25 protein-coding genes are annotated in these 26,994 nt (G+C 40.5%); 8 read left to right on the top strand and 17 right to left on the bottom strand.

Going from position 1 to position 26,994, the window contains the following annotated elements; all coding sequences use genetic code 11:
- The first annotated feature begins 11 nt into the window (after positions 1 to 11).
- Both PVK71_RS06175 and PVK71_RS06170 read left to right on the top strand, forming a co-directional pair.
- Positions 12 to 1,433, top strand: coding sequence for an O-antigen ligase family protein (locus PVK71_RS06175; RefSeq protein ID WP_274419023.1), 1,422 nt, complete (start codon positions 12 to 14; stop codon positions 1,431 to 1,433).
- Positions 1,426 to 1,872: a low molecular weight protein-tyrosine-phosphatase gene (locus PVK71_RS06170; RefSeq protein ID WP_130045156.1), complete on the top strand. Its 447-nt coding sequence runs from the start codon at positions 1,426 to 1,428 to the stop codon at positions 1,870 to 1,872. The genes PVK71_RS06175 and PVK71_RS06170 overlap by 8 nt, the downstream gene beginning before the upstream one ends.
- A gap of 90 nt (positions 1,873 to 1,962) precedes the next feature.
- Here PVK71_RS06170 and PVK71_RS06165 read toward each other — a convergent pair whose 3' ends face one another.
- Entirely contained in the window at positions 1,963 to 2,598 is a 636-nt protein-coding gene (locus tag PVK71_RS06165; RefSeq protein ID WP_130045157.1) for a bifunctional 4-hydroxy-2-oxoglutarate aldolase/2-dehydro-3-deoxy-phosphogluconate aldolase, read from the bottom strand.
- Between the two features lie 148 nt (positions 2,599 to 2,746).
- On the opposite strand from PVK71_RS06165, the gene PVK71_RS06160 reads away from it, so the two are divergent.
- Together PVK71_RS06160 and PVK71_RS06155 are read left to right on the top strand one after the other, a co-directional pair.
- Positions 2,747 to 3,763 carry a copper resistance protein NlpE N-terminal domain-containing protein gene (locus PVK71_RS06160; protein ID WP_130045159.1) on the top strand — a complete coding sequence of 339 codons (1,017 nt, stop codon included), beginning with the start codon at positions 2,747 to 2,749 and terminating at the stop codon, positions 3,761 to 3,763.
- Between the two features lie 4 nt (positions 3,764 to 3,767).
- Positions 3,768 to 4,397, top strand: coding sequence for a tRNA-uridine aminocarboxypropyltransferase (locus PVK71_RS06155; protein ID WP_130045161.1), 630 nt, complete (start codon positions 3,768 to 3,770; stop codon positions 4,395 to 4,397).
- Here PVK71_RS06155 and PVK71_RS06150 read toward each other — a convergent pair.
- The 4 genes from PVK71_RS06150 to ftnA form a co-directional block, all read right to left on the bottom strand.
- On the bottom strand, positions 4,361 to 6,850 hold the full coding sequence (locus PVK71_RS06150) for a bifunctional diguanylate cyclase/phosphodiesterase (protein WP_274419018.1): 2,490 nt from the start codon (positions 6,848 to 6,850) through the stop codon (positions 4,361 to 4,363). The two genes, PVK71_RS06155 and PVK71_RS06150, sit on opposite strands and share 37 nt — an antisense overlap.
- Positions 6,851 to 6,993: 143 nt before the next feature.
- A complete protein-coding gene (locus PVK71_RS06145) occupies positions 6,994 to 8,178 on the bottom strand; it encodes an NAD(P)/FAD-dependent oxidoreductase (protein WP_274419017.1) in 1,185 nt (394 codons plus the stop codon).
- Positions 8,179 to 8,227: 49 nt separating this feature from the next.
- Complete coding sequence (gene uspB, locus PVK71_RS06140; RefSeq protein ID WP_130045166.1) at positions 8,228 to 8,566, bottom strand: universal stress protein UspB; 339 nt, start codon at positions 8,564 to 8,566, stop codon at positions 8,228 to 8,230.
- Positions 8,567 to 8,660: 94 nt separating this feature from the next.
- Positions 8,661 to 9,188 carry a non-heme ferritin gene (ftnA, locus tag PVK71_RS06135; RefSeq protein ID WP_130045168.1) on the bottom strand — a complete coding sequence of 176 codons (528 nt, stop codon included), beginning with the start codon at positions 9,186 to 9,188 and terminating at the stop codon, positions 8,661 to 8,663.
- Between the two features lie 182 nt (positions 9,189 to 9,370).
- Here ftnA and PVK71_RS06130 point away from each other — a divergent pair, with 182 nt between their 5' ends.
- The gene (locus PVK71_RS06130) at positions 9,371 to 9,799 is read left to right on the top strand and encodes a universal stress protein (RefSeq protein WP_130045169.1); all 429 of its coding nucleotides are present in this window, start codon (positions 9,371 to 9,373) and stop codon (positions 9,797 to 9,799) included.
- 23 nt (positions 9,800 to 9,822) lie between these two features.
- On the opposite strand, the gene PVK71_RS06125 is transcribed toward PVK71_RS06130, so the two are convergent.
- Positions 9,823 to 10,599 carry a class I SAM-dependent methyltransferase gene (locus PVK71_RS06125; RefSeq protein ID WP_130045171.1) on the bottom strand — a complete coding sequence of 259 codons (777 nt, stop codon included), beginning with the start codon at positions 10,597 to 10,599 and terminating at the stop codon, positions 9,823 to 9,825.
- 154 nt (positions 10,600 to 10,753) lie between these two features.
- Here PVK71_RS06125 and asnC point away from each other — a divergent pair, with 154 nt between their 5' ends.
- Positions 10,754 to 11,215, top strand: coding sequence for a transcriptional regulator AsnC (gene asnC / locus PVK71_RS06120; protein WP_130045173.1), 462 nt, complete (start codon positions 10,754 to 10,756; stop codon positions 11,213 to 11,215).
- Positions 11,216 to 11,404: 189 nt separating this feature from the next.
- On the opposite strand, the gene hemN is transcribed toward asnC, so the two are convergent.
- The 5 genes from hemN to PVK71_RS06095 all read right to left on the bottom strand — a co-directional run bounded on the left by hemN (position 11,405) and on the right by PVK71_RS06095 (position 15,348).
- Positions 11,405 to 12,778, bottom strand: coding sequence for an oxygen-independent coproporphyrinogen III oxidase (hemN, locus tag PVK71_RS06115; RefSeq protein WP_130045174.1), 1,374 nt, complete (start codon positions 12,776 to 12,778; stop codon positions 11,405 to 11,407).
- A 107-nt stretch (positions 12,779 to 12,885) separates the two neighbouring features.
- Positions 12,886 to 13,377: a DUF2489 domain-containing protein gene (locus tag PVK71_RS06110; RefSeq protein WP_274419013.1), complete on the bottom strand. Its 492-nt coding sequence runs from the start codon at positions 13,375 to 13,377 to the stop codon at positions 12,886 to 12,888.
- 2 nt (positions 13,378 to 13,379) lie between these two features.
- Positions 13,380 to 13,934, bottom strand: a complete 555-nt coding sequence (gene yihI, locus PVK71_RS06105; RefSeq protein WP_130045176.1) for a Der GTPase-activating protein YihI — start codon at positions 13,932 to 13,934, stop codon at positions 13,380 to 13,382.
- On the bottom strand, positions 13,934 to 14,575 hold the full coding sequence (locus PVK71_RS06100) for a class I SAM-dependent methyltransferase (RefSeq protein ID WP_274419011.1): 642 nt from the start codon (positions 14,573 to 14,575) through the stop codon (positions 13,934 to 13,936). Before PVK71_RS06100 ends, yihI begins: the two co-directional genes overlap by 1 nt.
- Before the next feature lie 155 nt (positions 14,576 to 14,730).
- Positions 14,731 to 15,348, bottom strand: a complete 618-nt coding sequence (locus PVK71_RS06095; protein ID WP_130048012.1) for a c-type cytochrome — start codon at positions 15,346 to 15,348, stop codon at positions 14,731 to 14,733.
- A 285-nt stretch (positions 15,349 to 15,633) separates the two neighbouring features.
- Here PVK71_RS06095 and yihA point away from each other — a divergent pair, with 285 nt between their 5' ends.
- The gene (yihA, locus tag PVK71_RS06090; protein WP_130045179.1) at positions 15,634 to 16,281 is read left to right on the top strand and encodes a ribosome biogenesis GTP-binding protein YihA/YsxC; all 648 of its coding nucleotides are present in this window, start codon (positions 15,634 to 15,636) and stop codon (positions 16,279 to 16,281) included.
- 442 nt (positions 16,282 to 16,723) lie between these two features.
- On the opposite strand, the gene PVK71_RS20485 is transcribed toward yihA, so the two are convergent.
- From PVK71_RS20485 to recQ, 5 genes are all read right to left on the bottom strand, one after another.
- A complete protein-coding gene (locus tag PVK71_RS20485; protein WP_439903470.1) occupies positions 16,724 to 16,771 on the bottom strand; it encodes a hypothetical protein in 48 nt (15 codons plus the stop codon).
- Positions 16,772 to 17,003: 232 nt separating this feature from the next.
- Complete coding sequence (gene polA, locus PVK71_RS06085) at positions 17,004 to 19,805, bottom strand: DNA polymerase I (protein ID WP_274419008.1); 2,802 nt, start codon at positions 19,803 to 19,805, stop codon at positions 17,004 to 17,006.
- A 731-nt stretch (positions 19,806 to 20,536) separates the two neighbouring features.
- The gene (locus PVK71_RS06080) at positions 20,537 to 21,211 is read right to left on the bottom strand and encodes a 7-cyano-7-deazaguanine/7-aminomethyl-7-deazaguanine transporter (protein ID WP_274419006.1); all 675 of its coding nucleotides are present in this window, start codon (positions 21,209 to 21,211) and stop codon (positions 20,537 to 20,539) included.
- A 138-nt stretch (positions 21,212 to 21,349) separates the two neighbouring features.
- Positions 21,350 to 21,640, bottom strand: coding sequence for a DUF3630 family protein (locus PVK71_RS06075; RefSeq protein WP_274419004.1), 291 nt, complete (start codon positions 21,638 to 21,640; stop codon positions 21,350 to 21,352).
- A 3-nt stretch (positions 21,641 to 21,643) separates the two neighbouring features.
- Positions 21,644 to 23,479, bottom strand: coding sequence for an ATP-dependent DNA helicase RecQ (gene recQ, locus PVK71_RS06070; protein ID WP_274419003.1), 1,836 nt, complete (start codon positions 23,477 to 23,479; stop codon positions 21,644 to 21,646).
- 181 nt (positions 23,480 to 23,660) lie between these two features.
- Between recQ and rarD the strand changes: the two genes are divergently transcribed.
- Positions 23,661 to 24,575 (top strand): EamA family transporter RarD, encoded by a 915-nt coding sequence (gene rarD, locus PVK71_RS06065; protein ID WP_274419001.1) that lies wholly within the window; start codon positions 23,661 to 23,663, stop codon positions 24,573 to 24,575.
- Between the two features lie 68 nt (positions 24,576 to 24,643).
- On the opposite strand, the gene uvrD is transcribed toward rarD, so the two are convergent.
- Positions 24,644 to 26,848, bottom strand: a complete 2,205-nt coding sequence (gene uvrD / locus PVK71_RS06060; protein ID WP_274418999.1) for a DNA helicase II — start codon at positions 26,846 to 26,848, stop codon at positions 24,644 to 24,646.
- Positions 26,849 to 26,994 lie beyond the last annotated feature (146 nt).

The raw sequence follows: 26,994 nt of genomic DNA, 5'->3' as shown, positions 1-26,994 counted from the left end.
TGAGCTACAGCATGACTACCCTGGAAAAATATTCATTTTATTCACTACTCGCCTTGATTATTTGGTTGCCAATTCCACTTGGCAGTAATAGGGATTGGGCTTGGGCCATTATTGAAATATGGATCGCCCTACAATCTATAAGCCTTATTATCGCCTATCGTGGCCAGTTGCCCTTCACGCAAATAAAACACTACAAATACCTACTATGTGGTCTAGCTTTATTTCAACTTTGGGTATTTTTTCAAACCCTTCCTCTTCCTTGGGGGGCTCTGTCTTTTTTATCTAGTAAAAGCGCTGATATATACCAGCTTGTTGGTGCACCAGAAGGGTTCATTTCCCTTGATTCACGCATGACCTTAACGTCCTTTTTAAAAGGTCTGACTTATACTTTGCTGATATTCAACACCATATTTTTAATTAATTCCAGTAAGCGCATTAAACAAGTGGTATTAATCATCGTGATCAGTGGAACCATACAAGCCTTTTACGCTGCTATGATGGTACTACTCAATATTACAGAGAGCCCAGTTTTCGGCTTTTCAGAAAAAGGGATAGCAACTGGTTCATTTGTATATAAAAATCATTTAGCTAACTACCTTATGATGACCCTTTGCATGGGAATTGGTTTAATTGTGACTCATCTACATACCAGTCCATCAAACTCACGGTTTGTATTTATAAAGCGACTTCTAGAGGGCGTCCTCAGCCGAAAAATGTACATTCGCTTATGTCTTATCATTATGGTTATCGCATTGGTCATGACTCGATCTCGTATGGGAAATACGGCCTTTTTTGCCGCTACAACCATTGGTGGGATAATCGCGCTGCTTTTCTACAAGAACAAACCACGCGCATTAACGGCATTAGTTGGTAGTGTCATTGCCATTGATACCATTATTGTTGGGGCTTGGTTTGGTCTCGAAAAGGTAAAACAGCGATTAGTCGATACCTCATTAGGTGCAGAGTCTCGCGATCAAGTGGTCATTTGGTCACTTGATATCATTCGAGATTTTCCTTGGACGGGCACGGGAATGGGCAGCTTTTACACTGTTTTCCCAATGTATTCAAAAGATGATATTGGATTTTATGATTATGCCCATAACGACTATATTCAATTTATAGTCGAAGCTGGTATTCCCGCCACATTGCTTCTTGGTTCAATTATTCTGTATTCTTTTTGGCGTACATTAACCGTAATAAGAACTCGACATAGTAGAACAATGAAGGGAATTGCATTGGGTTGCATGATGTCAATGATAGGAATGTTGATTCATATTAGCGTAAATTTTAATCTTCAACCGATGGCAAACGCGATGACATTTATCTTAATATTATTCCTAGCCAACGCAACGGCAGTATTGCCTGCTATAGGTAAATTAGACAGTCAATCAAACGAGCCTCTTCATTTACAAAGTGGGAGCCCTCATGTTTAAGCGTATTCTTATTGTATGTACTGGTAATATTTGCCGCTCACCTATTGCTGAAGCCTTATTACAAGCTCAACTACCCAGCCATACCGTCGAATCTGCAGGCATTTCAGTAACTAAAAATACATTACATAATGCCCATGCTCATCCATTCTCACAGCAAGTTTGCCGTGAACATGGTGTCGATATTTCACAACACAGGGCACGTCAACTCACCCCTGAGCTTTGTGCTGAATTTGATCTGATATTAGTGATGGCACATGAACAAATTGATGAAGTAGCTCAATTATCCCCCCAAGCAAGAAGCAAGACTATGTTAATGGGGTTCTGGATAGGTCAAGGTGAAGTTGTCGATCCGATTCAACAACCTAGAGACGTATTTACTCTTTTATTTAATACTCTGAACCGAGCGGTTGATGCTTGGGTGCAGAAAATAAAAATCTAAAACAAAAACGCTCTGCTTCTAATAAGAGCAAAAGCAATATTCTTTTGCTCTTATAGTATCTAGTTAGCGAAGCCTATAGTTTCTCAATTCTTATTTAATCAACTCAACAGCTTCTTTCGCCAATCTTGTCACTTTATCCCAATCTTTTGCTGCAATGGCGTCTTTTGGTAACATCCAAGAACCACCAACTGTCGCCACGCAATCTAATGCCGTGTAGTCATTTACGTTTTGTGGGTTAATGCCGCCTGTCGGGCAAAACTGAACTTGTGGTAGCGGTGCTGCCATTGCTTTTAATACTGATGGGCCACCAAATGCGCTTGCTGGGAAGAATTTTAAGTGAGCGTAACCTAACTCAATTGCACGGATCACTTCTGATGGCGTAGCTACTCCTGGAATTAATGGGACATCCGCAGTTTTAGCATGTGCTAATAAGCTTGGTGTAAATCCAGGTGAAATAATAAATTGAGCTCCCGCTTCTACCGCTTGATCATACTGCTGAGTACTAATGACGGTGCCAGCACCCACTAATGCTGTCGGCATTGCTTTGCGGATCGCTGTGATCGCTTCTAGAGCAACCGCTGTTCGCAATGTAATTTCAAAAACATTAATACCACCCGCCGCTAGGGCTTGAGCCATTGGTACTGCATCTTCCAACTGTTCAATAACCATTACAGGGACAACAGGTGATGCACTAAATACGTCTGAAGGCGAAAGGTTCCAACTCATATTCTTATAGCTCTCTTTACTCATTTAAATTAACGGCCGTATTTTACGCTAATTTTATTTCAATAGCTCTGATAAAGGTGAATTCTCACGCATTTTTACTGTCCTATGGCATACTAGTATTTAGGCTAATCATATGTAAGGGAAGTAAATGAAAACCTCATTACTCGCGCTAGGCGCCTTGTTGTTTTTATCGGGATGCAGCCAACACAATGCAGCTAACCCATCAAAAGACACATCTCAAAAAAACCACTTAAGCGAGACAAAAACGCCTCATACGTTCATGTTACGCGGCACTGTAATTATTGGCCATGAATCTCAAAGCATTCAACCTTGCGGCAGTGATCAGCAATACTGGATAAACCTATCTCCAAAACAATGGCAGTCAGGGAATGATATCCAATCCTCTCCTTATCAACCTATGTATGGTGAGCTTATTGGCCACTTTGAAGCACCACCAAAAGGCGGCTTTGCTAATGATTATCCCGCTCGTTTTGTTGTTTCTCAAATTAACACTCTAGTGGCCGGTGAAGGCGCTTCTTGCCAACGAAGTATTCAACCAACCAAGGCTTTTGGCTCTGAGCCATTTTGGAATTTACAAGTGGTTAATGGTGAATTGATTTTCTCTGAAATTGGAAAACAAAAACAGGCGCAAACCATCACAGAGCAACAATTTGATATCAATAAACGAGTATATCAAAGTCGTGATTTATCCCTCACCATGACTAAAGAGATCTGTAAGGACACCATGGTTGAGTCTATCTATGGATGGAATTCTGAAGTCACTATTCATGGTAAAAAGTACCAAGGCTGCGCCACATTAGCCGCCCAAGATACGACGCTTAGCTGGGTGAATACTTATCAAGGCACCAGTCCGGTTGGTGCCTCAGGATTAACCATTGAGTTAACATTAAATGCTGATCACTCAGCAATCACGACTTACGATTACAATACTAACGAACCTCAATTGGTTGAAACTGGTGTATGGCAAGCAACTAAAGACAATAAACTCCATGTTCTGATGAGCCGCCATCAACGCCAATACATGATTTCTGAGCGTGTATTTTCTAAAGATGGAAAACAAATTTCAGCCAAAGAAGAGCAAGTTAATGGCGTACTATTCCCTATTCAATCAGGGCTGACACTTTATTCAACTGACAGTAAATAGATTAATGACAACAAGACCTTCTCACCCATGTTCTGCTTGTGGTTTCATTCATAATTGCATTTGCGATCATCAACCAAACTTAGAGTCGCAAGTTGAATTTGCTTTGCTTTACCATGAAAACGAGTTAGATAAACTCACCAATACTGGCAGGCTATTACTAAATGGCCTACCTAAAACGAAAAGCTATTTATGGCAAAGAAAAGTTCCGCCAGAAGCGCTCATCAGTAAGATACATCAAGAGGGTATTGAAGCGTGGTTGCTGTTTCCTAGTGATGCTCCAACTTTAAGTTCTGAATATTTAACGAGTAGAGATCCAAGCAAAAAACAGCTCTTTATTCTGTTAGATGCGACATGGCAAGAAGCCAAAAAAATGGTAAATAAAAGCCCTTGGTTAAAGGCGCTTCCTTGCCTAGAACTGACTCCATCCGAGATCTCTCGTTACCATTTACGTCGTAATCAAAGCCAGGGAAATCTCTGTACTTGTGAGGCGGGAATAGAGGTATTAGAAATGGTAAAAGAGCCTGAGAATGCTCAAGCTCTTTTTAAGTATTACGATCAATTTTTAACGGTGTTTCAGGCCGAACGCAGCGGTCACAGTTACAACTCTAATGCTTTAGGTGCACCTAAAAAGTAGCCTTGTAAGTAATCAACACCCATGTCTTCAACAATGGTACACACCTCTTGGTTATGAACAAATTCAGCCACGACTTTGGCATCAAGGGCATGACACAGTTGTACCATTTGTTGAGAGATCAAACGTTGACGTTTATCTTGGTGTACATTTTTAATAATAGACCCATCTAACTTAATCACTTGGGGCTCTAGTTTCATGATTTCATCGATGTTTGAATATCCAGAACCAAAATCATCAATGATGATACGAGCCCCTAAACGTCTAAAATAATTACACACTTCTATCATGCGGTCATAATCTTGAATTTGCTCAGTTTCAAGCACTTCAAACCCCACTCTAAAAGGATTATCTAAACGTAGAATTGATGTTTCTAACAAGTCGAGAGTTCTATCACTCATTAAATCTTGTGGTGATAGGTTAATTGAAAACTTCAGATCATTATTTTGCATAATCTCAAACGAGCGAGAGATCATTTCACGGCTTAATCGTGTATATAAATGAGTCCCCTCAACAGCGGGTAAAAACTGCCCAGGAGCAAATATTTGGTCATCCTCACGGATCCGCATTAGACATTCCGTAGAGGCAAGCTGACGAGTATGTGATTCAAAAATAGGCTGACCATACACTAACACCCCTTGTTGCGAGACTGCTCTATTCACACAAGTTAACCAATCAAGCTGACTTTGACGTGAACGCTCTTCATTGAGAAGATCGCGAGCATTGCACAAATGGCGATTACGGCGCATTGCGATTCGACGAGCTTCTACCGTTTTGAGTATTAAATCTTCAACGGCAACATGAGCAAAATCACGGCGACTAATAATGCCGCCAGAAATAGCGACACTCAGATAATCCACATCACTGAGTCCGTATGGTTCAAAGTTTTCATGCTCTAAATCTTCAATAAAATCAGTAATGCATTTTCGCAAAAACTCACTATTTTTATCACTGTGGAAAATAACCCCCCATTCAGCAATACCAATGCTGTACAGCTCGATATTTGTCTCTATTTTTTGACCTAAGTGTGCATTAATATAAAGACTAATGTCTTGCAGTAATTTATCACCAACTTGGTAGCCATATTTCTCATTTACCTGACTTAAATTGGTTAACTTAAAAGAGAGCAAATGATCAGTGCACGCGATATGGGATAAACGCTCTTTTAATACCGTACGATTTAACAAACCAGTTCTTCTATCAATACGATACGTTTGAATAAGCCGCATCGACTGCTCGCTGATCTTTTTTTCCATTTCAGACGTCATTGTGTCCAAGTCTTGAATTGAATTTTTAATCAGTGAAAACAACGGCGTTAAATTATGCGTGCGTGGTAAGTGTGAAATAGAAGCATCAATGACAATAGAATCAGATGATTCACTCAATGCTAGGTAAGTTAAGCTATGATGAAGAATTTGTTGATTCGCCGCACGGAAAAATTCCCCCATACCATACATTCCTTGGCATGGACCTATATCAGAAAAGCTTTGTAATTCCGTTGATTCAGAACTGCTTTCGATACGAGATTCACAGTTATAAATAAAAATAGACTCAGGGCACTTCTTAGCAAGCATCAATGCACCTTGATTCACTTGCTCTTGAGTTAATGAAGGGTGGTAATAAGAGAATCGTACTTCATCTCCCATCGGGACTTCTAACGTAAACTGTAAATACCCTTCCTCTGTTATCGACTCTACTGGATTGATAATTCGTGCAGTATCTTCTTCAAGCATAAGGGGAAATGCTTGAATTTGGCTCAAAGGTAAATTTTTATTATCTGCTAAATACTTGCAATAAAACTCATACGCAGGAATATGATCGATGGCTTTTACAACTCGACCTTCTGATGACGTAATTCGAAAACGCTTGCCAATTGGGTTCCACTCTACAAAAGCTTCATACCATACCTTCAAGCTCTCGCCATGCAAGGCAATAGCAACAATGCAGTCCTTGTAAAACCGTCCATTTAAAAATACCCAAATCTCATGCCCAGCATCGGCAGCAACGCCACCCGAAACGGGTACGCCATAGGGAGAATCAGAAAAGGCTTCAAATAAAGGATAGTTACTTGCCGAGCCATAACACCCAAAAGCGATCACGCTCTTAGTTGCTTGGTTCATCGACAATTTTCTTAGCAATTGGTGACCGACTGTTTTCTCATCGACACAATGGAAAACATTGGCGGAAGTAATTTGGCTCGACTCAAACGTAGAGATTGATATCACTGTGGATTGTGAATAAATAGCCGAATTAATGCTTGCGTGAATAACACTAAGACCGATAACCTCAGCATTTGGAAAGTGCTTATTTAATATATCATAATAAGCTTCAACTTCTTCTTTACTTTGAGATGAAAAAAGTTGAATTAAACAAGAAACACCAGATTTTATGGATAATAAATCACACTCTTCTTGAAGTTGAACAACACTTTGCACACTGATAGAGAGGGTTTTCATTATTCATTAAGCCTTATGATTTTTATTAAACAAAGTATAGCTTTCGCTAAAAATATATCTTCCCATGACAAAGTTTGGAATAACAACATGACCAACTCTAGTTAATTGAGTTGGCCATTAAGCAAATAACGAATCAGCGGATATTACGCATTTTTACCTGCCACATAGCCACTTGACCATGCCCATTGAAAGTTATAGCCGCCTAGCCAACCACTGACATCCATTACTTCACCAACAAAATATAAACCAGAGACTTTTTTTGACTCCATTGTTTTAGAAGATAGCTCATCCGTATTAACACCACCTAATGTGACCTCAGCAGTACGGTATCCTTCCGTACCGTTAGGTAATACCTTCCATTGGTGGATCAGAGAGCATAACTGCTCTTGCTCTTTATGATTGACTTGTTTTAGAGAACGATCATTAAAAATAGTATTATTTAATAAGGTCTCTACCACTCTCTTAGGTAAAAACTTCGCAAGTGAGTTCTTAACGCTTTGATTTGGATGAGCTTCACGCATCTTATCTAATTCTTCAGACAAGTCGCCATTAGGTAATAGATCTATCATTACTTTTTGACCTGCGTTCCAATATGATGAAATTTGTAGAATAGATGGACCCGACAAACCGCGATGTGTGAACAATAAATTCTCTTTGAAGTTATCGCCACTTTCTGACTCAACGACCACGGGTATCGCAATGCCTGATAACTCAGAAAACGCTTCTTTATCTTCTTTATGCAACGTGAATGGTACAAGACCTGCAGTGGTTGGTACTATAGAAAGACCAAATTGCTCTGCTAATTGGTAACCAAATGGCGTAGCGCCAAGTTTTGGCATCGAAAGGCCACCCGTTGCAACAACCAGGGATTCACATTCAATAATGTCGGAATCTAATTTAAGAGAGAAGCCAGAGTCTTGTTTAGCAATATCAGAGATAGCACAACGATAACGGTAATTAACACCGGCCAATTCACATTCTTTAAGCAGCATATCGACAATCTCTTTGGCTGAATCAACACAAAATAGTTGTCCATGATCGCGCTCTTCAAACTCAATACCATATTTAGATATCATTGAGATAAAATCCCAATTGGTATATTGAGATAATGCGGACTTAACAAAGTGAGGGTTCTTGCACACATAGTTATTAGCCGTGACATCATAGTTAGTGAAATTACAGCGACCACCACCAGAAATCAGAATTTTCCTTCCTGGTTTTTTAGCATGATCAACCACTAATACGCTACGGCCTCGCTTACCGACTTCTGCTGCACACATCAATCCGGCAGCACCTGCACCGATAACCACTACGTCTACTTTTTTCATGTCACTCTCACCCCAAATTCAATTGGCAGGGAGTGTACTATTATCAGCGCTAGATACCCAAACTAATTACGAAGAAAAACACCGCCACACTCACAAGCAATAACGCACTAGAGAGCATAAATAGATAACGAGCTTTTTCACATTTAAAAACAAAAAGGGTGTCGTAATGGTCAAGATACTCTTCTTGCCATAGATATTGAAACAGTTTGGTTTGCTTACCAATATTACCGTGGGTAGTGAAGAATCCACGACCATCTACTTGTTGATAAAGTAAAGGGTGTGCTTCTTTCATCACAAAAAGAAGGGTTTTTAGTGTACTTAAATAACGGATAATATTGATGCCCGTTACTGAGAATAACGCTAATAATATAAGGTCGCCACTTATCATAATCACCTCGACATGCTTGTCTGTATGCCTGATAAATAACGACCCTTGGTGTACTTACATTATCTGTAGACAACTACATTGCAAAGACTGATATTTATCCAGCAGTGCTATCCATAATAGATGTAGAACCAGATTTTGCTAATACCGCTAAATCTTTATCGATAAAGAATAATGCCTTACCGTCTTCACCTACTAAATCAATTTTATCTAAAATACCTTTAAACAATTTCTCTTCTTCGTGCTGTTCAGCTACATACCACTGAAGGAAATTAAACGTTGAGTAATCTTGTGATGTGAATGCCACATGCGCCAGTTTATTGATCTCTTGTGTGATCATTTGCTCATGTTCAAGCGTAGTACGAAATACATCACCTAGACCAGAAAACTCTGATTGTGGTGCCTCAATCGCGCCTAAAATTGGCATTGCGCCTGTCTCACTAACATAAGTAAATAAACGCTGCATATGTTCCATTTCCTCGGCAGCATGGGCTCGGAAAAACTCCGCTGCACCATCAAAACCTTTATCTTCACACCAAGCACTCATCTGTAAGTATAGATTAGATGAGAAAAATTCTAGATTAATTTGTGCATTTAGATGATCAACCATCGTTTTAGCTAACATATTCACGTTCCTTTATGAGCAATATTATTCAAAAATGATAACAATTCTATCATATCTCGCTAGCCAATAACTTATTCAATAATCATCAACAAGAACGAGATCTAGGCAACAAAAAAAGTGTAAGCCTAGTGCTAATCTATAGTTAGAAATGGATTAATTATTAGGTTCATAGGAGAAACATTATGAGTTACCAACATATTCTTGTTGCTGTCGATTTAACAGAAGAGAGTAAATCTTTGGTTACTAAAGCCGCTAAATTAGCAAAAGCGCTAGAGGCTAAAGTTTCTTTTATTCATATCGATGTAAGCTATGCTGAGCTTTATACTGGTTTAATTGATATCAACCTTGCAGAGACACAACATCAGGCAATGGAAGCCTCTAAAGAAGCGATGCGACACTTGGTGGCATTTGCTGAATACCCAATCCATAAAACGTTAGTTAGCAGCGGCGATTTAAGTAATGAGCTTTGTGAGGCAATTGAAAATCTTGATGTCGACCTAGTAGTTTGTGGTCATCATCAAGATTTCTGGAGTAAGTTGCTGTCATCAACCAGACAAGTGATTAATACTTGCCCTATTGATGTGCTTGTCGTGCCATTTAAGGACGAATAAAGCTTAGCTATTTATGAGCTAAATTACATGGCCGCATTGACGTAGACATCAAAACGATTCTTTTTAGTCTCAATTGCCATTGATGGTTTTTGGCTATCAAGCCACTCTGCGTAATCTGGACGTTTTACCACAACTCGTTTCTTTGCCATGATTAATGCCGGTGCTAATAATGCATCGGCATCATTGTCTGCACCGACTAAAGATTGAAAAACACGCATCTCTTTTTTAACTAGCGCACTTTTCTTTTTATTTTCTGGGTGTGGATACATAGGGTCAAGATAGACCACATCAGGCTGCTCAAAATCATCTTGTGCCATCAATTGCGCTAACGCATCATGACTTGAGGCGTGAAGTAGAGACATGCGCTCTGAGACCCACATACCAATTTCTGTATCTTGTTTGGCGCGAGCTAAACCATCATCAAGTAAAGCGGCAACTACTGGGTGACGCTCGACCATCTGCACTTTACACCCTAATGAAGCCAGTACAAACGCATCTCGTCCTAGCCCTGCTGTACCATCAAGAACAACGGGCGTAGCACCTTTATTTAACCCAACCGCTTTGGCGATAGATTGCCCTTTACCACCACCGAATTTACGACGGTGAGCAACAGCACCTGAAACCAAATCAACAAAGATAGCCCCTAATTTGGGTTCATCACGCTTACGAAGCTCTAGCTTTTCAGTCGTTAGCACCAAAGCAAAAACATTATCTTGGTCATGCGTTAATCCCCAGCGAGTGGCAATGGCCTCTAACTCAGGTTGACGGTTTGGGTCTTCACACAATAACGCTATTTGCACAGGGTACTCCAACAAGCTTAATCAATTAGGAACAGCAAGCGCCTATGGTAATGGATATTGATAAAAACGACTAGATAAAGTGCTCGCTGTACTGAGGTTCTTGAGGTAATTTAAAGATTGGATAATAAAATACGCACTACGCTAAGGACGCAGCATGAATCAATCCAATAAACTCGACGATCTCGACCGCGATATTTTACAAGCGTTGATGAATGATGCTCGCACCCCTTATGCTGAATTAGCAAAGCGCTTTAATGTAAGCCCTGCGACTATCCATGTTCGCATTGAGAAAATGAAGTCAGCCAAGATTATTGAAGGTACCGAGGTTATCGTTAACCCTAAAACCTTGGGTTACGACGTTTGCTGCTTTATCGGGATTAATTTATACGCAGCTCGTGATTACCATTCTGCCCTTGCTAAGTTAGATGCGTTAGAGGAAGTGGTTGAGGCGTATTACACCACAGGAGCTTACAATATTTTCGTTAAGTTGATGTGTAAAAACATTCATGAACTGCAGTTTGTATTGATTGATAAGCTACAAGCGATTGAGGAAGTGCAGTCGACGGAGACGTTGATTTCGCTGCAAAACCCAATCAGTAGGAATGTGAAGCCTTAAGAGCAGGGTTCAGATCGGTCGCAAGCTCCCTTAAAGGGTTCAGGGGTGAACGCTATAATCACAGCGCAAAAACAGAAAGTAACAACGCCTGAAACCTGCAAGCGAAGCGCCCTGAAATCTTGCTCTCAAAAAAACCGCAGGTGCATCAACACCTACGGTTTCAAATTTTCAAAAAGATCACAGCGCTTTTTAGATAACTCTAGAAAACTGCTGCTGACGCGCACGGTCTCGCAAGTATTTATCAAAACACATACAGATATTACGGATCAGTAAACGACCTCGCAGTTCAACATCAATACGGCCTTCATGCATGGTTACTAACTCATCGTTAATAAACGTTTGTAGAAGTTTAATGTCTTCGGCAAAGTACTTATCAAAGTCTAAATTAAATTCAGCTTCAATCGCTTTAGTGTCTAATGTGAAATTACAGATAAGCTGTTTAATCACTTCACGACGAATTAAATCATCCTGGTCTAGCGCAACACCACGCCACAGAGCATGACGTTTTTCATCAACCTGAGCGTAGTATTCTTTTAAGTCTTTTTTGTTCTGTGCGTAGCTGTCGCCAATCATTGAGATTGCTGATACGCCCATACCCAATAAGTCACACTCACCTTGAGTGGTATAACCTTGGAAATTACGGTGAAGAATGCCTTCACGCTGTGCAACGGCTAGCTCATCATCAGGCAATGCAAAGTGATCCATACCAATAAACTGGTAACCTGCACCCGTTAAGTTCTCAATGGTCTCTTGTAGCATTACTAATTTTTCAGCGGGTGCTGGTAAGTCAGCATCTTTGATTTTACGCTGAGCAGCGAATAGAGTTGGCATGTGAGCGTAATTAAATACAGACAAACGACCTGGTTCCATCTCAAGCACACGCTTAATGGTTAACGCTAAAGATTCTGCTGATTGCTTTGGTAAACCGTAAATTAAATCTAGGTTTGTTGAGCGGAAGCCTAAGTCTTTTGCTCGTTGTACCATAGAAATAATAAAATCTTCATCTTGATCGCGATTAACCAGTTGCTGAACTTCTTTATTGAAATCTTGTACACCAATGCTTAGACGGTTGAAGCCTTCATCACGTAGGTGATCAAGCATATCCAATTCAATTTCACGCGGGTCAACTTCAATGCTGATCTCTGCGCCTTCTTCAAAGTTGAATTCACCACGTAATAACGTCATTAAACGAGTAAATTGAATTTTAGTTAGAAAGGTTGGAGTACCACCACCAAAATGCAATTGCGTTACTTTACGTTCAGTAAATAGTGCTGCACGTTGGCGGATCTCAAGCTCTAGTGAATCTAAATAGATATCCGCTTTATGATGATGACGAGTGATCACCTTATTACAACCACAGAAGTAGCATAGCTTGTGACAGAATGGGATATGAATATAAAGAGACAGTGGGCGCTCAGGATACTGAGTACACGCCATATCAAATTCAGCAGGAGTATAAGCTTCGTGGAACTCTAAAGCGGTTGGGTAAGAGGTATAACGCGGACCTGAGTAGTTGTACTTCTCAATGATCTCTTGGTCCCATACTATTTGTTGATTTGACATGACTTACTTCCATCTCTTTTATATCTGCATTGACACTGTAGCTGCATCATAAAACATTTGCTTCATAAAGCCGATGACTTCAATGCAGTGGTAAATAGAAGTGTCGATCAGATCATTTTAATATCAATTTTTTGATTCTGTGGTTTGATGCGATCATGCAATTGTTGGATCTCTTCTTTAATTGCATCTTGCAGACGAGCTTCCGCTTTAGTTCGAATCAAATTGTCTTTCATTCGATCTTGCTTTGCGAGCTCTTGCCTTGCATCACCACGTGGCATATCTTTAACCACATGATAAAGCTCAGAAAGCGTTGGATAGTCTTTCTCTACATCAATACGATCATCTTCTTGCAGATAATCCATGATGCAGTATAAGCGAATCGCTAATTCTGAGTGATCACACTGCTCTTGCATTCCTGCTTGGCACAGTAATACCACATTCTCAAAAATATTGGCGTTACGTTTCTGTATCGCCAATTTTCTGTGTTGTTCTTGCAGTTCCTTCTGCTTTTTTAACTTCATCAGTAAGCTGCCAGCATAACCAGCTAGCGCAAGAATAATTGCACCGCCAAGCAGTGCCAACAGGGTTACTGTAGACATAATTACTTAAAGTCATCCATGTTGAAGTCATCGAATTCAGCTAACAGATCATCATCGCTTTTCGCTTTGCGCTCTGCGAACTCTGGGAATTCAGCAATTTCTTCTTCTGATTCTGTTTCTTCATCATCTAATAAGCCTAAACGACCCATTAAGTGTTCGATACGTGCTAATTTCTCATCAACGTATTTCTGAAGACCGGTACCTAGTTTTTCACCATTGTCGAGACGATCTAGAAGAACCATTAGCTGTGCATCATTTTCTAGCATTGCTAATTCTTGTTCGTTGGTTAAACGACGCTCTTGTTTCGTTGACTTAACTTTCGCTTCAACAACAAGTTGAATTGGTTTTTTACTGCCGATACGTGGATCTTTTTTCTGTGCGAAACGACGGTTTTGCTCTGCGTTACTTTCAGCATTACGAGCGCCCGCTTTTAGGCCTTTACGCTTTCTCTTACGCTTAATTTCACGACTATCAACATCACGATCAGTACGGTTACGTGTAACAACAACTGGCTCACTCGCCATTCCCGGCTTACGGGCTTTTTTAATACGGCTCATTACTGGGTTTTCCTCAGTAAGATGACATCATTCCCAACAAATTCGAGCTCAAGTTGGTAGCGCTTTGCTACAAACTCAAACGTTTCTTTACTGAAAAAGCTGACATGGGTTAAATCATTCTTGTAATGCCAAGTGGCAAACGCGCTTTCGTCCCTGGCTAGTTTCGTCATGATACCTAACCAACCACCAGGTTTCACCAAACTCAATAACAATTCCAATTCGTTTTGAGGTTGATAAAAATGCTCTATCGCTTCTGTACAACTGACGAAGTCATACTGCTTAGTAAGCACGCGCTTATCTGGGGCGTAATAAATATCATAGAGTTCGACATGGTGACCCGCTTCTCTCATCATATGAGCAAGCAATGGTCCAGGGCCACATCCAAAGTCTAGTCCTTGTTGAGGTGTCTCACCAACACGCTGCAACAACGGCTCTGCAAATCGTGATAGGAAGGTTCGATACCCTTCATCCTCAAGATTATTTTCATGGAGATCATAGTGAGCTTTCTCTGTATCAGAGTCTAAATGATCCGCCTTATCCACATAAACAAGGTGACATTGCTGACAACGGTAATAACGTCGACGCTTATCTTGATGGAAGTCATCAGCGTGTGAATGCTGACACAAAGGGCAAGATTGCATATACGCTCACTCCACTACCTGAAAATTCTAGGGCGGGAAGTATACCTGATACTGGTGCAAAGATAATCGTTTTAACGTCTTTTTGATAAAAAAAAGCAGCTACGAGAGCTGCTTCTTCAAATTGTGTCGTTAAGCAACAGCAATTACATTACGAATTAATGTAATCCGCCAACATATTGAGACAAGGTAGCAATGTCTTCATCTGTCAGTTTTTTCGCAATATCACGCATCATGCCGTTCATGTCGTTATTACGATCACTTGAACGAAATTTCTCTAACTGCGCTTTCACGTAATCTGCATGTTGACCTGAAATCTTAGGAAAACCAGATAATGAAGTACCATTACCACGAGGACCATGACAAGCGATACAAGCCGTAATACCGCGTTCCATATCACCGGCTAGGTATAATGCTTTACCTTCAGGGATTACATTTTCTGGCGTCGTATTATCAGCCATAGGTAATGACGCATAGTAAGCAGAAATATCTTTAATATCTTGCTCACTTAGTGGCATTGCCATTGCACTCATTACAGGGTCCATACGACCTTGTTTACCTTGCGTTTCCATACCTAATTTTAGGTCATGAAGCTGCTTCTCAAGATAACCTGCATGTTGACCAGCTAGGTTTGGGTATTGTGTTAACGCACTGTTACCATCTTGTCCATGACAAGCTGTGCACGTTACCGATTTTTGCTTTCCAGCCTCGATATCTCCTTGAGCCCATGTTGAGCAACTAGCTAGGAGAGTTAATATCAGCGCTAATTTTTTCATGACATTCCATTTATTATTATCGTTCCCCCACAATGAGTTATCCTTTTTAATAGGATTTATTTACATTGTGTTGGATATTAAGCTTCCAGTACCGCTCTAAATTGGCTACAGCATGGTACAATGAGCGACCTTTACCGTTTATGCCAAGTTTGACACTATAAAAAATATTGTGACAACCTTGATGCGGTTATTTTACACATTTTCACAAAAAAGTAATCAGCTGACTACAATAATCCTACTTGGATCATTATCTACAGCTTGGTTTCCTTCGAGACGGAGTTAACAGTGAGCAAAACTATTCACTACCAAAATACGCACTTTATTACGAGTGCACCAGATATTCGCCATCTACCTGAGGATGAAGGTATTGAAGTTGCCTTCGCTGGCCGTTCGAATGCGGGTAAATCAAGCGCATTAAACCGCTTAACAAACCAAAGAGGCTTAGCGAAAACTTCTAAGACTCCTGGTCGTACGCAACTAATTAACTTATTCAAAGTGGATGAAAACTGCCATATCGTGGATTTACCAGGATACGGCTTTGCTCAAGTACCGATTGAGATGAAAAAGAAGTGGCAGAAATCTTTAGGTGAATACCTACAGAAGCGTCAGTGCTTAAAAGGCTTAGTGGTATTAATGGATATTCGTCACCCACTAAAAGACATTGACCAGCAACTTGTGTTTTGGGCTGTTGACCAAAATATTCCAGTACAAATCTTGTTAACCAAAGCTGACAAGCTGAAAAGTGGCGCGCGTAAAGCTCAAGTGCTAAAAGTACGTGAAGCTGCTGTCGATTTTGGTGGGGAAGTAGTGGTTGATGCCTTCTCTTCATTAAAAGGCATTGGTGTGGATATTCTCCGCGCTAAATTAGACACATGGTTTGCACCGGCTTTTGAAATCGATGACGAATTCATTGAAGAATTAGATGCAGAGTAATCACATCTAATACCAATCTATATAAACACTATCCGTATAGATTGGTTCAGCTTCAGCCTGTGACAAAAAATAACCCCACCGTAACAGGTGGGGAAATGGGAGAGATAAAGAGGTGTTATTATTTTTCTGCTGCGCATCATGCTACAAACCCTCGCTGTAAACAAACCGCCACAAAGCCAATACTGCCAATTAAAATAACGAATCCCCTTAAAAGTAAAAAACTCACCTTAAAAACCATTCGAAACACAATTAAATAATATAAAAACAATCACTTAAGATAATTATGTAAATTAATTATCAATAAAATAACTTGTAGTAAAATTACATAGAATGAAAGATAAGAAGATATAGAGAAAACATAGAAAAAGAGAGGGGAGTGAGTTTTATAAGGCTCAGAAAGAAAAAACGCCCCAGTCAAAAAGGTTGACTGAGGCGGCTGAATTTAGCCAAATTCAATAACGTGAAACAAAAGGTCTGAAAGATAGAACATCTTTACCTCTGTACCCTACGCAGATAAATGTACAACAAACGAGCAGTTTTGAAAACCTTTATTTGTAATTTTTTTTCAGTTTCGTATCAAAAAACACAACAAATACCTGACAAACTTCACTTTATTTTAGATAAAAAAAAGCCAACGCGTGCGCTGGCTCATAGTTTTTATTTTCAATGTAACTAAATTACAACTTAATCAGTTACATCAAATGATGCATAGTACATCACAATTAGTGTGCTTCATCCCAATTGTTGCCCGCATCAGCTTCTGCGACTAATGGAACATCGAGTTCAACGGCCGATTCCATCAATGCCTTCACCTTATTGGTGATTTCATCGAGTGCATCTTCTTGCACTTCAAATACCAATTCATCGTGTACTTGCATTAACAAGTTAACTCGACCATTACCTTCCGCTTCAATCCAGTTATCCACTAGGATCATAGCTTTTTTGATAATATCAGCCGCTGTGCCTTGCATTGGGGCGTTAATAGCCGCACGTTCTGCCGCTTTACGACGCATGCCATTTCGAGCATTAATTTCAGGTAAATGCAGACGACGTCCATATAGCGTCTCAACATAGCCTTGTTCTGTTGCTAGTAAACGAGTCTCTTCCATGTACTGCATAACGCCAGGATAACGCTCAAAATACACATTCATGTAATCTTGCGCTTCACCACGAGAAATACCAATTTGCTTCGCAAGACCAAAGGCACTCATGCCATAAATTAACCCGAAATTGATCGCTTTTGCACGACGACGATCTTCAGAGGTCACTTCTTCAATAGATACGCCCTTCACTTCTGCTGCTGTTGCTGAGTGAATATCTTTACCTGCTGAGAAAGCTTCTAGTAACGCTTTATCTTGAGATAAGTGCGCCATGATACGTAGCTCAATTTGAGAGTAATCGACAGCTAAGATTTTCCAACCATGAGGCGCCACAAACGCTTGGCGAATACGACGACCTTCTTCATTACGAATTGGAATATTCTGTAAGTTTGGATCGGTCGATGATAAACGACCTGTCGCCGTTACTGCTTGATGATAAGAGGTATGTACACGCCCCGTAGATGGGTTAATCATCTTAGGTAACTTATCAGTATAAGTGGATTTCAATTTAGCTAAGCCACGATACTCTAAGATCAGCTTAGGCAATTCATAATCTAGTGCTAGCTCTTGCAGTACTTCTTCGTTAGTTGATGCCGCACCTGATGGGGTTTTCTTAATGACTGGCAGTTCCATTTTTTCAAATAGAATCGCTTGAAGCTGTTTTGGTGAGTTCATATTGAACTCTTGACCTGCCACTTCATACGCAGCTTTTTCTAGCTCATCAAGGCGTTGACCAATTTCAAGCGACTGTGCAGACAGCAGCATATCATCAATATATACGCCCTTTCTTTCCATACGAGAAAGCACTGAAACAAGAGGTAATTCAATATCAGTAAATACTGATTTTAGTTTCTCATCAGCTTCTAGCTTAGCGTTTAATACATAGTGTAGGCGTAATGTGATATCTGCATCTTCAGCAGCATAAGGGGCCGCTTCATCTAACGCGATTTGGTTAAAGGTTAATTGTTTTTTACCTTTACCCGCAATTTCTTCAAATGAAATCGTGTTATGTTGAAGGTAACGTAGCGCTAGGCTGTCCATATTGTGTTTACCAGCAACGCTGTTATACACATAAGACTCAAGCATTGTATCGAATTTAATGCCTTTCATTTCGATATCGTAACGCGCTAATACACTTGCATCGTATTTTAAGTTTTGGCCTACTTTTGCTTTGCTGTCGTCTTCTAAATACGGCTTTAGTTGCTCTAGAACCCAATCACGATCAAGTTGCTCTGGTGCATCAAGATAATCGTGAGCAACAGGTACATAGGCAGCTTCGCCTTCTTCAACAGCAAAAGATAAACCGATTAAATTAGCCACCATGTAATCTAGGCTATCAGTTTCGGTATCAAATGCAGCAACGTCAGCATTATTAAGCTTCTCTAGCCACACGTTAAATGCTTCTTTGGTTAAAATCGTTTCGTATTTTGAACGATCAACCTGAGCGGCAATAATCACATCTTCAGAATCACTACTTTCTGTTGCTGTATTTTTGGTAGCGCGATTTGCCGATGTTTCATGTGAAACGATCTTACCGTCACCGCCGTCTAACACTTCTGTTAACCAACGTTTAAAATTCATTTGACCAAACATTTGGATCAGTTCATCCACATTTGGTTCTTGTTTCACCAATTCTTCTGGACGTTGATCTAATTCAACATCAAGTTTAATGGTTGCCAATTCATAAGAAAGGTAAGCCCCCTCTTTATTATCAATCAGCTTCTTCGCCATGGTTTTTGAACCACGGAAACCAAGGGGAGCAATATCATCAAGATTAGCGTAAAGCGCATCTAAGCCACCAATGCCTTGTAATAGTGCTGTCGCAGTTTTCTCACCCACGCCAGGAACACCCGGAATATTATCGACCTTATCGCCCATCAGTGCTAGATAATCAATAATAAGCTCAGGGCCAATGCCAAACTTTTCAACAACGCCTTCAGGCCCCATAACAACATTCGTCATGGTATTAATTAGCGTGACGTTTTCATCAACTAACTGTGCCATGTCTTTATCACCCGTACTGATCAGTACCGGGATACCCGCTTTTGACGCTTGAGATGCCAATGTACCAATAACATCATCCGCTTCTACGCCCGGAATTGAAATTAGAGGTAAGCCCATTGCTTTAATCAGTTTATGCAGTGGTTCAATTTGGCAACGCAGATCATCCGGCATTGGCGGACGGTTTGCTTTGTACTCTGGGTACATATCGTTACGAAAGGTTTTTCCTTTTGCATCGAAAATAACCGCAATACGATCGGTTTCAAATTGCTTTAACAGACTACGCAGCATATTGATAACACCATACACCGCCCCTGTTGGTTGGCCATCGCCATTAGTAAAGTTAGGTGCCGCATGATAAGCGCGGAAAAGGTATGAAGATCCATCCACTAAAATAAATGGGTTATCAGGAATGTTTGCCATGGTCGGTATTATCCAGAGATTTGATGAACTGTAAGTTTCATTTTATACCCAAGTAACTTCAAGATGCTAGTTTCCACGATAATTGCTTCGTTATCTTCTACAAATAGATCGTGCTTTTCTCCATCTTTTGAGAAAAAACCGCAATTCACACAAGCACTCTTTCTGTGGATAAGTCTGTTTGTAATTATTTTTTGCTTAATTAATAACTATTTTATCAACTCAAAATAATCAAATTTAAAACTAAAAAATCAAAAGCTTAGATCGCATACGGCGATCCAAAAAGAGATCCTTACTTGATCATGCTTTGTGGACAATAATATTAAATCCGCTCTTTTTTTGCGAAAAAACACTCAATTTATAACCCTGAAAATTGATTAAAAATCTGAATAACATGTCAAAAAATAAACAAAAAAAAGCGGCGTCTTCGAAAAGAAGCGCCGCTCAGCAAAAGAGAATAATGATAACCGTTAACTTAGAAACGTCACCACTACTCATGGAGCTGATTTACACTGGAAGCAATGTGAGCAATGTCGTGCCTTCTTGGAGCAATACGGGGTAAACCATAGTGCGTAGCTCCCTGAAGACAAGTTAATAATAACCATTCTCATTTAAATTGCAATAGTTAAATGAGAAAAGATCTCAACAAATTTGTTAATTCTATTCTTTTCAATAGATTAGATATAAAAAAGGTCAGCAAAATGCTGACCTTCTTCTTCTTAAAACACAAGCAACTATGAAACCTGCGAAGGCTGCGTTGCTAATTGATGCCCTTCAGAAGTTAACTTACGAATTAAGTAATTCAGTAGCACACCATACATTGGAACAAATAAACCTAAACTAATCACTAATTTTACACCGTAATCAACCAACGCAATTTCAGTCCAGTGTTCTGCCATAAAGGCGTCTGGGCTGTGATAAAAAGCAATAGCAAAGAATGCTAAAGTATCTATCGCATTACCAAACAATGTTGAACATGTTGGCGCAACCCACCACTGTTTTAGCTGACGAAGACGGTTAAATACATGAACATCTAATATCTGTCCCAGTAAATAAGCCATAAAGCTTGCGATCGCAATACGCGCAACGAATAAATTAAACTCTCCAAGTTGGGAAAAACCTTGATACTGGCCTTCAAAAAAGACAACAGATAAGAAATACGATACCGCTAATGCTGGCAACATAACAAAGAAGATAATGCTTCTTGCCATTTTGGCACCAAAAATACGAACCGTTAAGTCTGTCGCTAAGAATATGAAAGGAAAGGTAAATGCACCCCATGTGGTGTGAAACCCAAACAAAGTGAATGGGATCTGAACCAAATAGTTACTAGATGCAATAATTACAAGGTGGAACACTACAAGGAAGGATAAAGCGTTGCGCTGTTGCGCGGGCGTAAATGTACTCATATAAGTACCTTTTTGTCATTGGGGGCGAGGGAACCCAAATTAAACACAAAGCTAAAATCACCGTTTATTTACGTAATGACTCTAGCCAATTTTCAGGGCGGTGATTATACATTAACCGCTTTTGATCACAAGAGGCGCTTAAAACAAACCTGCGATAAACGCTAACTCTTCTTGATTCTCGGTACGAGCTAAGGCTTCTAGCCAAACAGAATTCGAATAATGCTCAGCACGTAGCATAAATTGCGCGCCTTCAAAGTCGATTAACCAAGAATGTAAGTCTGCATCCATCTGTTGCTCTGTAATTGTAGCATCCATGGCACTCACTAGTTGCTTGCCTATCATTTCAAACGAATCAAAATCAAACTCTGGAATAGAAAAAATGATCCGCCCGGCGTGTTTATCAAACTCAACCACTGAAAATAAACTCATGACTTATCCTTGTCCGGTTATGTGCATTTCAATCAAATCCAAGAATGGATCGGCGTATTTCTCTAACTTCTTCTGACCTACGCCATTAACCGCCAACATTTCACCATACGAGGTCGGCGTGATATCAGCCATGTCCATTAAGGTCGCATCACTGAAAACAACATAAGGCGGTAAGTCATCGCGATCGGCAATCGATTTACGCAGTTTACGTAACTTAGCAAACAGCTGTTTATCGTAATTACGGTTATTAAGTTTCTCTGATTTTGCGGTTTTCGCAGCAATGTCTAATCGTGGTACTGCTAACTCGAGTGCTTCTTGCCCTTTTAAAATAGGGCGCGCTTCTTCGGTTAATTGAAGCGTCGAGTTTCGGGTAATATTCTGCGCTAATAATCCTTTATGGATTAACTGACGAATGATACTGACCCAATACTCATGGCTGTGTTCTTTACCAATGCCATAAGTCGATAACTTATCATGGCCATGCTCACGAATACGGGCGATCTTTAGCCCTCGGAGTACTTCCACCACATAGCCAACACCAAAACCTTGGTTTACTCGATATACACAAGAAAGTGCTTTTTGTGCTGCTTCTGTGCCATCAAATTGCTTTGGAGGATCTAAACAAACATCACAGTTGCCACACGGTTTTGCGCTGTATTCACCAAAATAGTTTAATAGTACTTGGCGACGGCAAGTTTGGGCTTCAGCAAAAGCGGTCATGGCATTCAGTTTATGGCTTTCTACCAATTTTTGAGGGCCTTCAGGCTTCTCTTCTACCAGTTTTCTTAGCCATACGATATCGGCAGGATCATACAACATTACCGCTTCAGCGGGCAGACCATCACGCCCTGCTCGTCCTGTCTCTTGGTAGTAAGATTCAATGTTCTTAGGGATATCAAAGTGTGCGACAAAACGGACGTTTGATTTATTTATCCCCATACCAAAAGCAACCGTGGCGACTACTATCTGAATATCGTCTCGCTGAAATGCTTCTTGTACGTAGTTGCGTTCATCCAAATCCAAACCAGCATGATAAGCCGCAGCTCGAATATGATTGTTGCAGAGCTTTTCCGTCAGCATTTCTACTTTTTTACGACTGCCACAATAGATCACACCACACTGGTTTTTCTGTGTGGCAAGATAACGAACAATTTGGCTTACGGGTTTGTGTTTTTCTAATACGGTATATCGGATATTTGGGCGATCAAAACTGCCCAAATATTCATGAGGATTCGGTAAAGAGAGACGATTTAAAATGTCTTTACGAGTAGCATCATCAGCTGTCGCGGTTAAGGCCATAATAGGAACAGCAGGAAAGCGTTGTTTAATTTGGCCAAGAGAGGCGTATTCTGGACGGAAATCGTGTCCCCACTGTGAAATACAGTGCGCTTCATCAACAGCGATCATGCACAGATTTAGGGACTCTAAACGCTCCATAAAATCACGCATCATCACGCGCTCAGGAGAAACATACAACATTTTCACCTGACCTGAATTCACACGATTCCAAATCACTATTTGTTCTTCACGATCAATGGTTGAGTTTAAACACTCCGCTCTTACCCCATTGGCTTTAAGCTGATCAACTTGGTCTTTCATCAATGAGATTAAAGGAGATATAACCAAGGTTAGTCCTTCAAAGACCAACGCGGGAATTTGATAACACAGCGATTTACCACCACCTGTTGGCATAATAACGAGGCTGTCTTTACCATCAAGAACGGCATTAATGACTTCTTCTTGTCCAACACGGAATTCTTGGTAGCCAAACACGTCTTTTAAAACGGTATAACTTGGCGATACCTGTTCCATTAACTGCTCTGCGATAATGCTGGACATAAAAAACTCATCAATACTATGGGAGGCTCATTCTACCTATGGTTATTGGTGAGGAAAAGAGCAATAGGAAAATACTAGGCACATTCGACACTCCACTCTATACTTCGTCGCATAATAACGCCTACAAGGTGTGATCATAAAAACACCTTATCTATTACAATACTTCATTAAGAGTTTGCTTATGCCAGCCACAGAACTCGAACAACAGCGCACTCGCCAGGGTGTTTTTTTTGCTCTTGGTGCTTACACCATATGGGGCATTGCACCTATTTATTTTAAAACCATCAGTGAAGTTTCACCTTTTGAGATTTTAAGCCACCGTGTGATTTGGTCTTTCTTTTTTCTAGCAGGATTACTGTGTCTATCTAAAGGTTGGAAAACCGTTTCTAACACGTTAAAAGATAAGAAAAAAATGGCTTATCTGGCAACTACAGGATTATTAATAGGGACTAACTGGCTCATCTTTATTTGGGCTGTTACCACCAATCATATGTTGAATGCCAGCCTTGGGTATTTTATCAACCCTATTTTTAACGTCATGCTAGGAATGGTTTTCTTGGGTGAGAGGTTGCGCAAACTACAGTGGCTTGCAGTTACTTTTGCCGTCATTGGTGTGATTATTCAGCTAGTCACTTTTGGCTCTATCCCTATCGTTGCATTAGCATTAGCCTGTAGTTTTGGTTTTTATGGCTTATTACGTAAAAAAGTCGCGATGGATGCACAATCAGGCTTATTTATTGAAACTCTCGTTATGCTACCTATTGCTGCTGTTTATTTATTATTTATTGCAGACTCCCCAACTTCAGACTTTGCAGCAAACCCAATGACTCTAAATTTATTACTTATTGCTGCGGGCATTATTACCACGGTACCTCTGCTTTGTTTTACTGGTGCTGCTACACGATTAAAACTGTCGACGTTAGGTTTTTTCCAATACATAGGACCAAGTTTAATGTTTGTTCTTGCGGTAGGGCTTTACGGAGAGGAGTTCAGTGCAGATAAGGCAATTACCTTTGTCTTTATTTGGGGTGCTCTGATTGTATTTACTACCGATGCTATCTTGTTCAGAAAGAAAAAGAAGAAGATCAGGCATTAGTTTTGATATTCCGTTAATAAAAAAGAGAGCGAATTCGCTCTCTTTTTTTATTTTTAAATCACCTAAATTTACAGCGATTCTAATTTAGCGTATTGAGTGACTAACCACTTAATCCCTTCGCCATTAAAAGCAACTTGAACACGACCCTGTGGACCCGCTCCTTCAAAGTTGATAATGGTTCCTTCGCCAAACTTAGGATGCTTCACTCGCTGACCTAACGCATAACCCGTTTCATTAAAATTATTATTCACCGCTTTTTGACCAAAACGGCTGTCTGAAGACACGCCTTGCGAGCCATAGCTACCGTATGACCCGGTGCGGCTGACTTTCGCTTTCATGCGAACTTCTTCTACGCATTCCGTTGGGATCTCTTTAATAAAGCGTGATGGCTTATGGTATTTATCTTGGCCATACAAACGACGCATCTCTGCATAAGTGATGTACAGTTTTTCCATCGCACGAGTCATACCAACATAACAAAGGCGACGCTCTTCTTCTAAACGTCCGGCTTCCTCTGCTGACATTTGACTTGGGAACATGCCTTCCTCAACACCTACCATAAACACAAGTGGGAACTCTAGCCCTTTGGCACTGTGCAGTGTCATCAGTTGAACGGCATCTTCAAACTCATCCGCCTGACCTTCACCCGCTTCTAATGCTGCATGAGTTAAGAAAGCAGTAAGATCAGTCATCTCTTCTGCTTCTTCTGGCTTATCAAACTGACGAGTTGCGGTTACCAACTCTTCCAAGTTCTCAATACGCGCTTTTGATTTTTCGCCTTTCTCTTGCTCATACATAGCAAACAGACCCGAGCTTTTAATCACTTGGTCAGTTTGTTCATGCAGACGACAGTCACGAGTGTCGTCTTCTAGTGCATTAATTAGTTCGATAAAACGGCTTAATGCCCCAGCAGCACGACCCGGTAATACTTGCTCTTCAATTAAAGCGATACTCGCCTGCCACATGGTTGCACCACGCTCACGAGCAGCAAAACGAACCGTCTCTAATGTCTTATCACCTAAACCACGCGTTGGCGTATTTACGACACGCTCAAACGCAGCATCGTCATTACGGTTATTCATTAAACGCAAATAAGACAAAGCATCTTTGATCTCTTGTCGTTCGAAGAATCGCATACCACCGTAAATTCGGTACGGTAAGCCTGCTTGAATTAACGCTTCTTCAAGAACACGAGACTGGGCGTTATTACGGTATAAGAATGCTGAATCTTGCAGTGCTCCACCGTTATCACGCCACTCTTTAATTTTACCTACAGCAAAACGCGCTTCATCTAACTCGTTATACGCCGAATAGATAGAAATTAACTCGCCTTCAACACCTTCAGTCCATAACTTCTTGCCCATGCGTTCAGTGTTGTTACTGATCAATTCATTGGCAGCATTTAGGATATTGGCGGTTGAACGGTAGTTTTGCTCTAGACGAATGGTTTTTGCACCAACAAATTCATCTAAGAATTTTTGAATGTTTTCAATCTGCGCACCACGCCAACCATAAATCGATTGGTCGTCATCACCTACGATCATCACATTACAATCTGAGCCAGCCATCATGCGTAACCACGCATATTGAATATTGTTGGTATCTTGGAATTCGTCGACCAAAATATGCTTAAAGCGCGCTTGGTAATGCTCACGAATATGCTTGTGATCACGCAATAGTTCATGAGCACGAAGAAGAATTTCAGCAAAGTCGACTAAACCAGCACGATCACAGGCTTCTTGATAAGCGGTATACACTTTTAGCCAAGTCTGAGCGATAGGATCATTAAAGGTGTTAATTTGATGCGGACGCAAACCTTCATCTTTTTTACCATTAATAAACCATGCCGCTTGGCGAGCTGGCCAGTTCTTATCATCTAGATTCTGGGCTTTGATCAAGCGTTTTAATAAACGTTGTTGATCGTCCGAATCGATAATTTGAAAGCCTTCTGGCAGTTTTGCATCAAGATAATGAGCACGAAGAATACGGTGACAAATACCGTGGAAAGTACCATTCCACATACCGCCAGCACTGCCATGCATTAACTCTTCAATACGACCACGCATTTCAGCGGCAGCTTTATTGGTAAAGGTTACTGACATGATTGAGAAAGGAGACGCTTGTTCGATTTGCATTAACCATGCGATACGATGCACAAGTACTCGAGTTTTACCACTACCGGCACCCGCAAGCACAAGCATGTTTTCTAACGGAGCGGCTACGGCTTCGCGTTGTTTGTCATTAAGACCATCAAGAAGAAAAGAAACGTCCATCACATCACACTGGTTATTTATACATGTGAGTGAAGTATATACTGAAATGAAGTGAGACCCAAACGCCGAGGGGGGATTTACTTTTAATTGAGCAAAGCTAAGACTGACTTCAGCTTAGCTTATGTACCTTCGCTTTAGTTTATAAG

The sequence above is a fragment of the Aliivibrio sp. S4MY1 genome (assembly GCF_028765545.1).
GTDB lineage: Bacteria > Pseudomonadota > Gammaproteobacteria > Enterobacterales > Vibrionaceae > Aliivibrio.
Note: the sequence above shows the minus strand (reverse complement) of the source record. Positions and strands in the feature narration are given on the sequence as shown.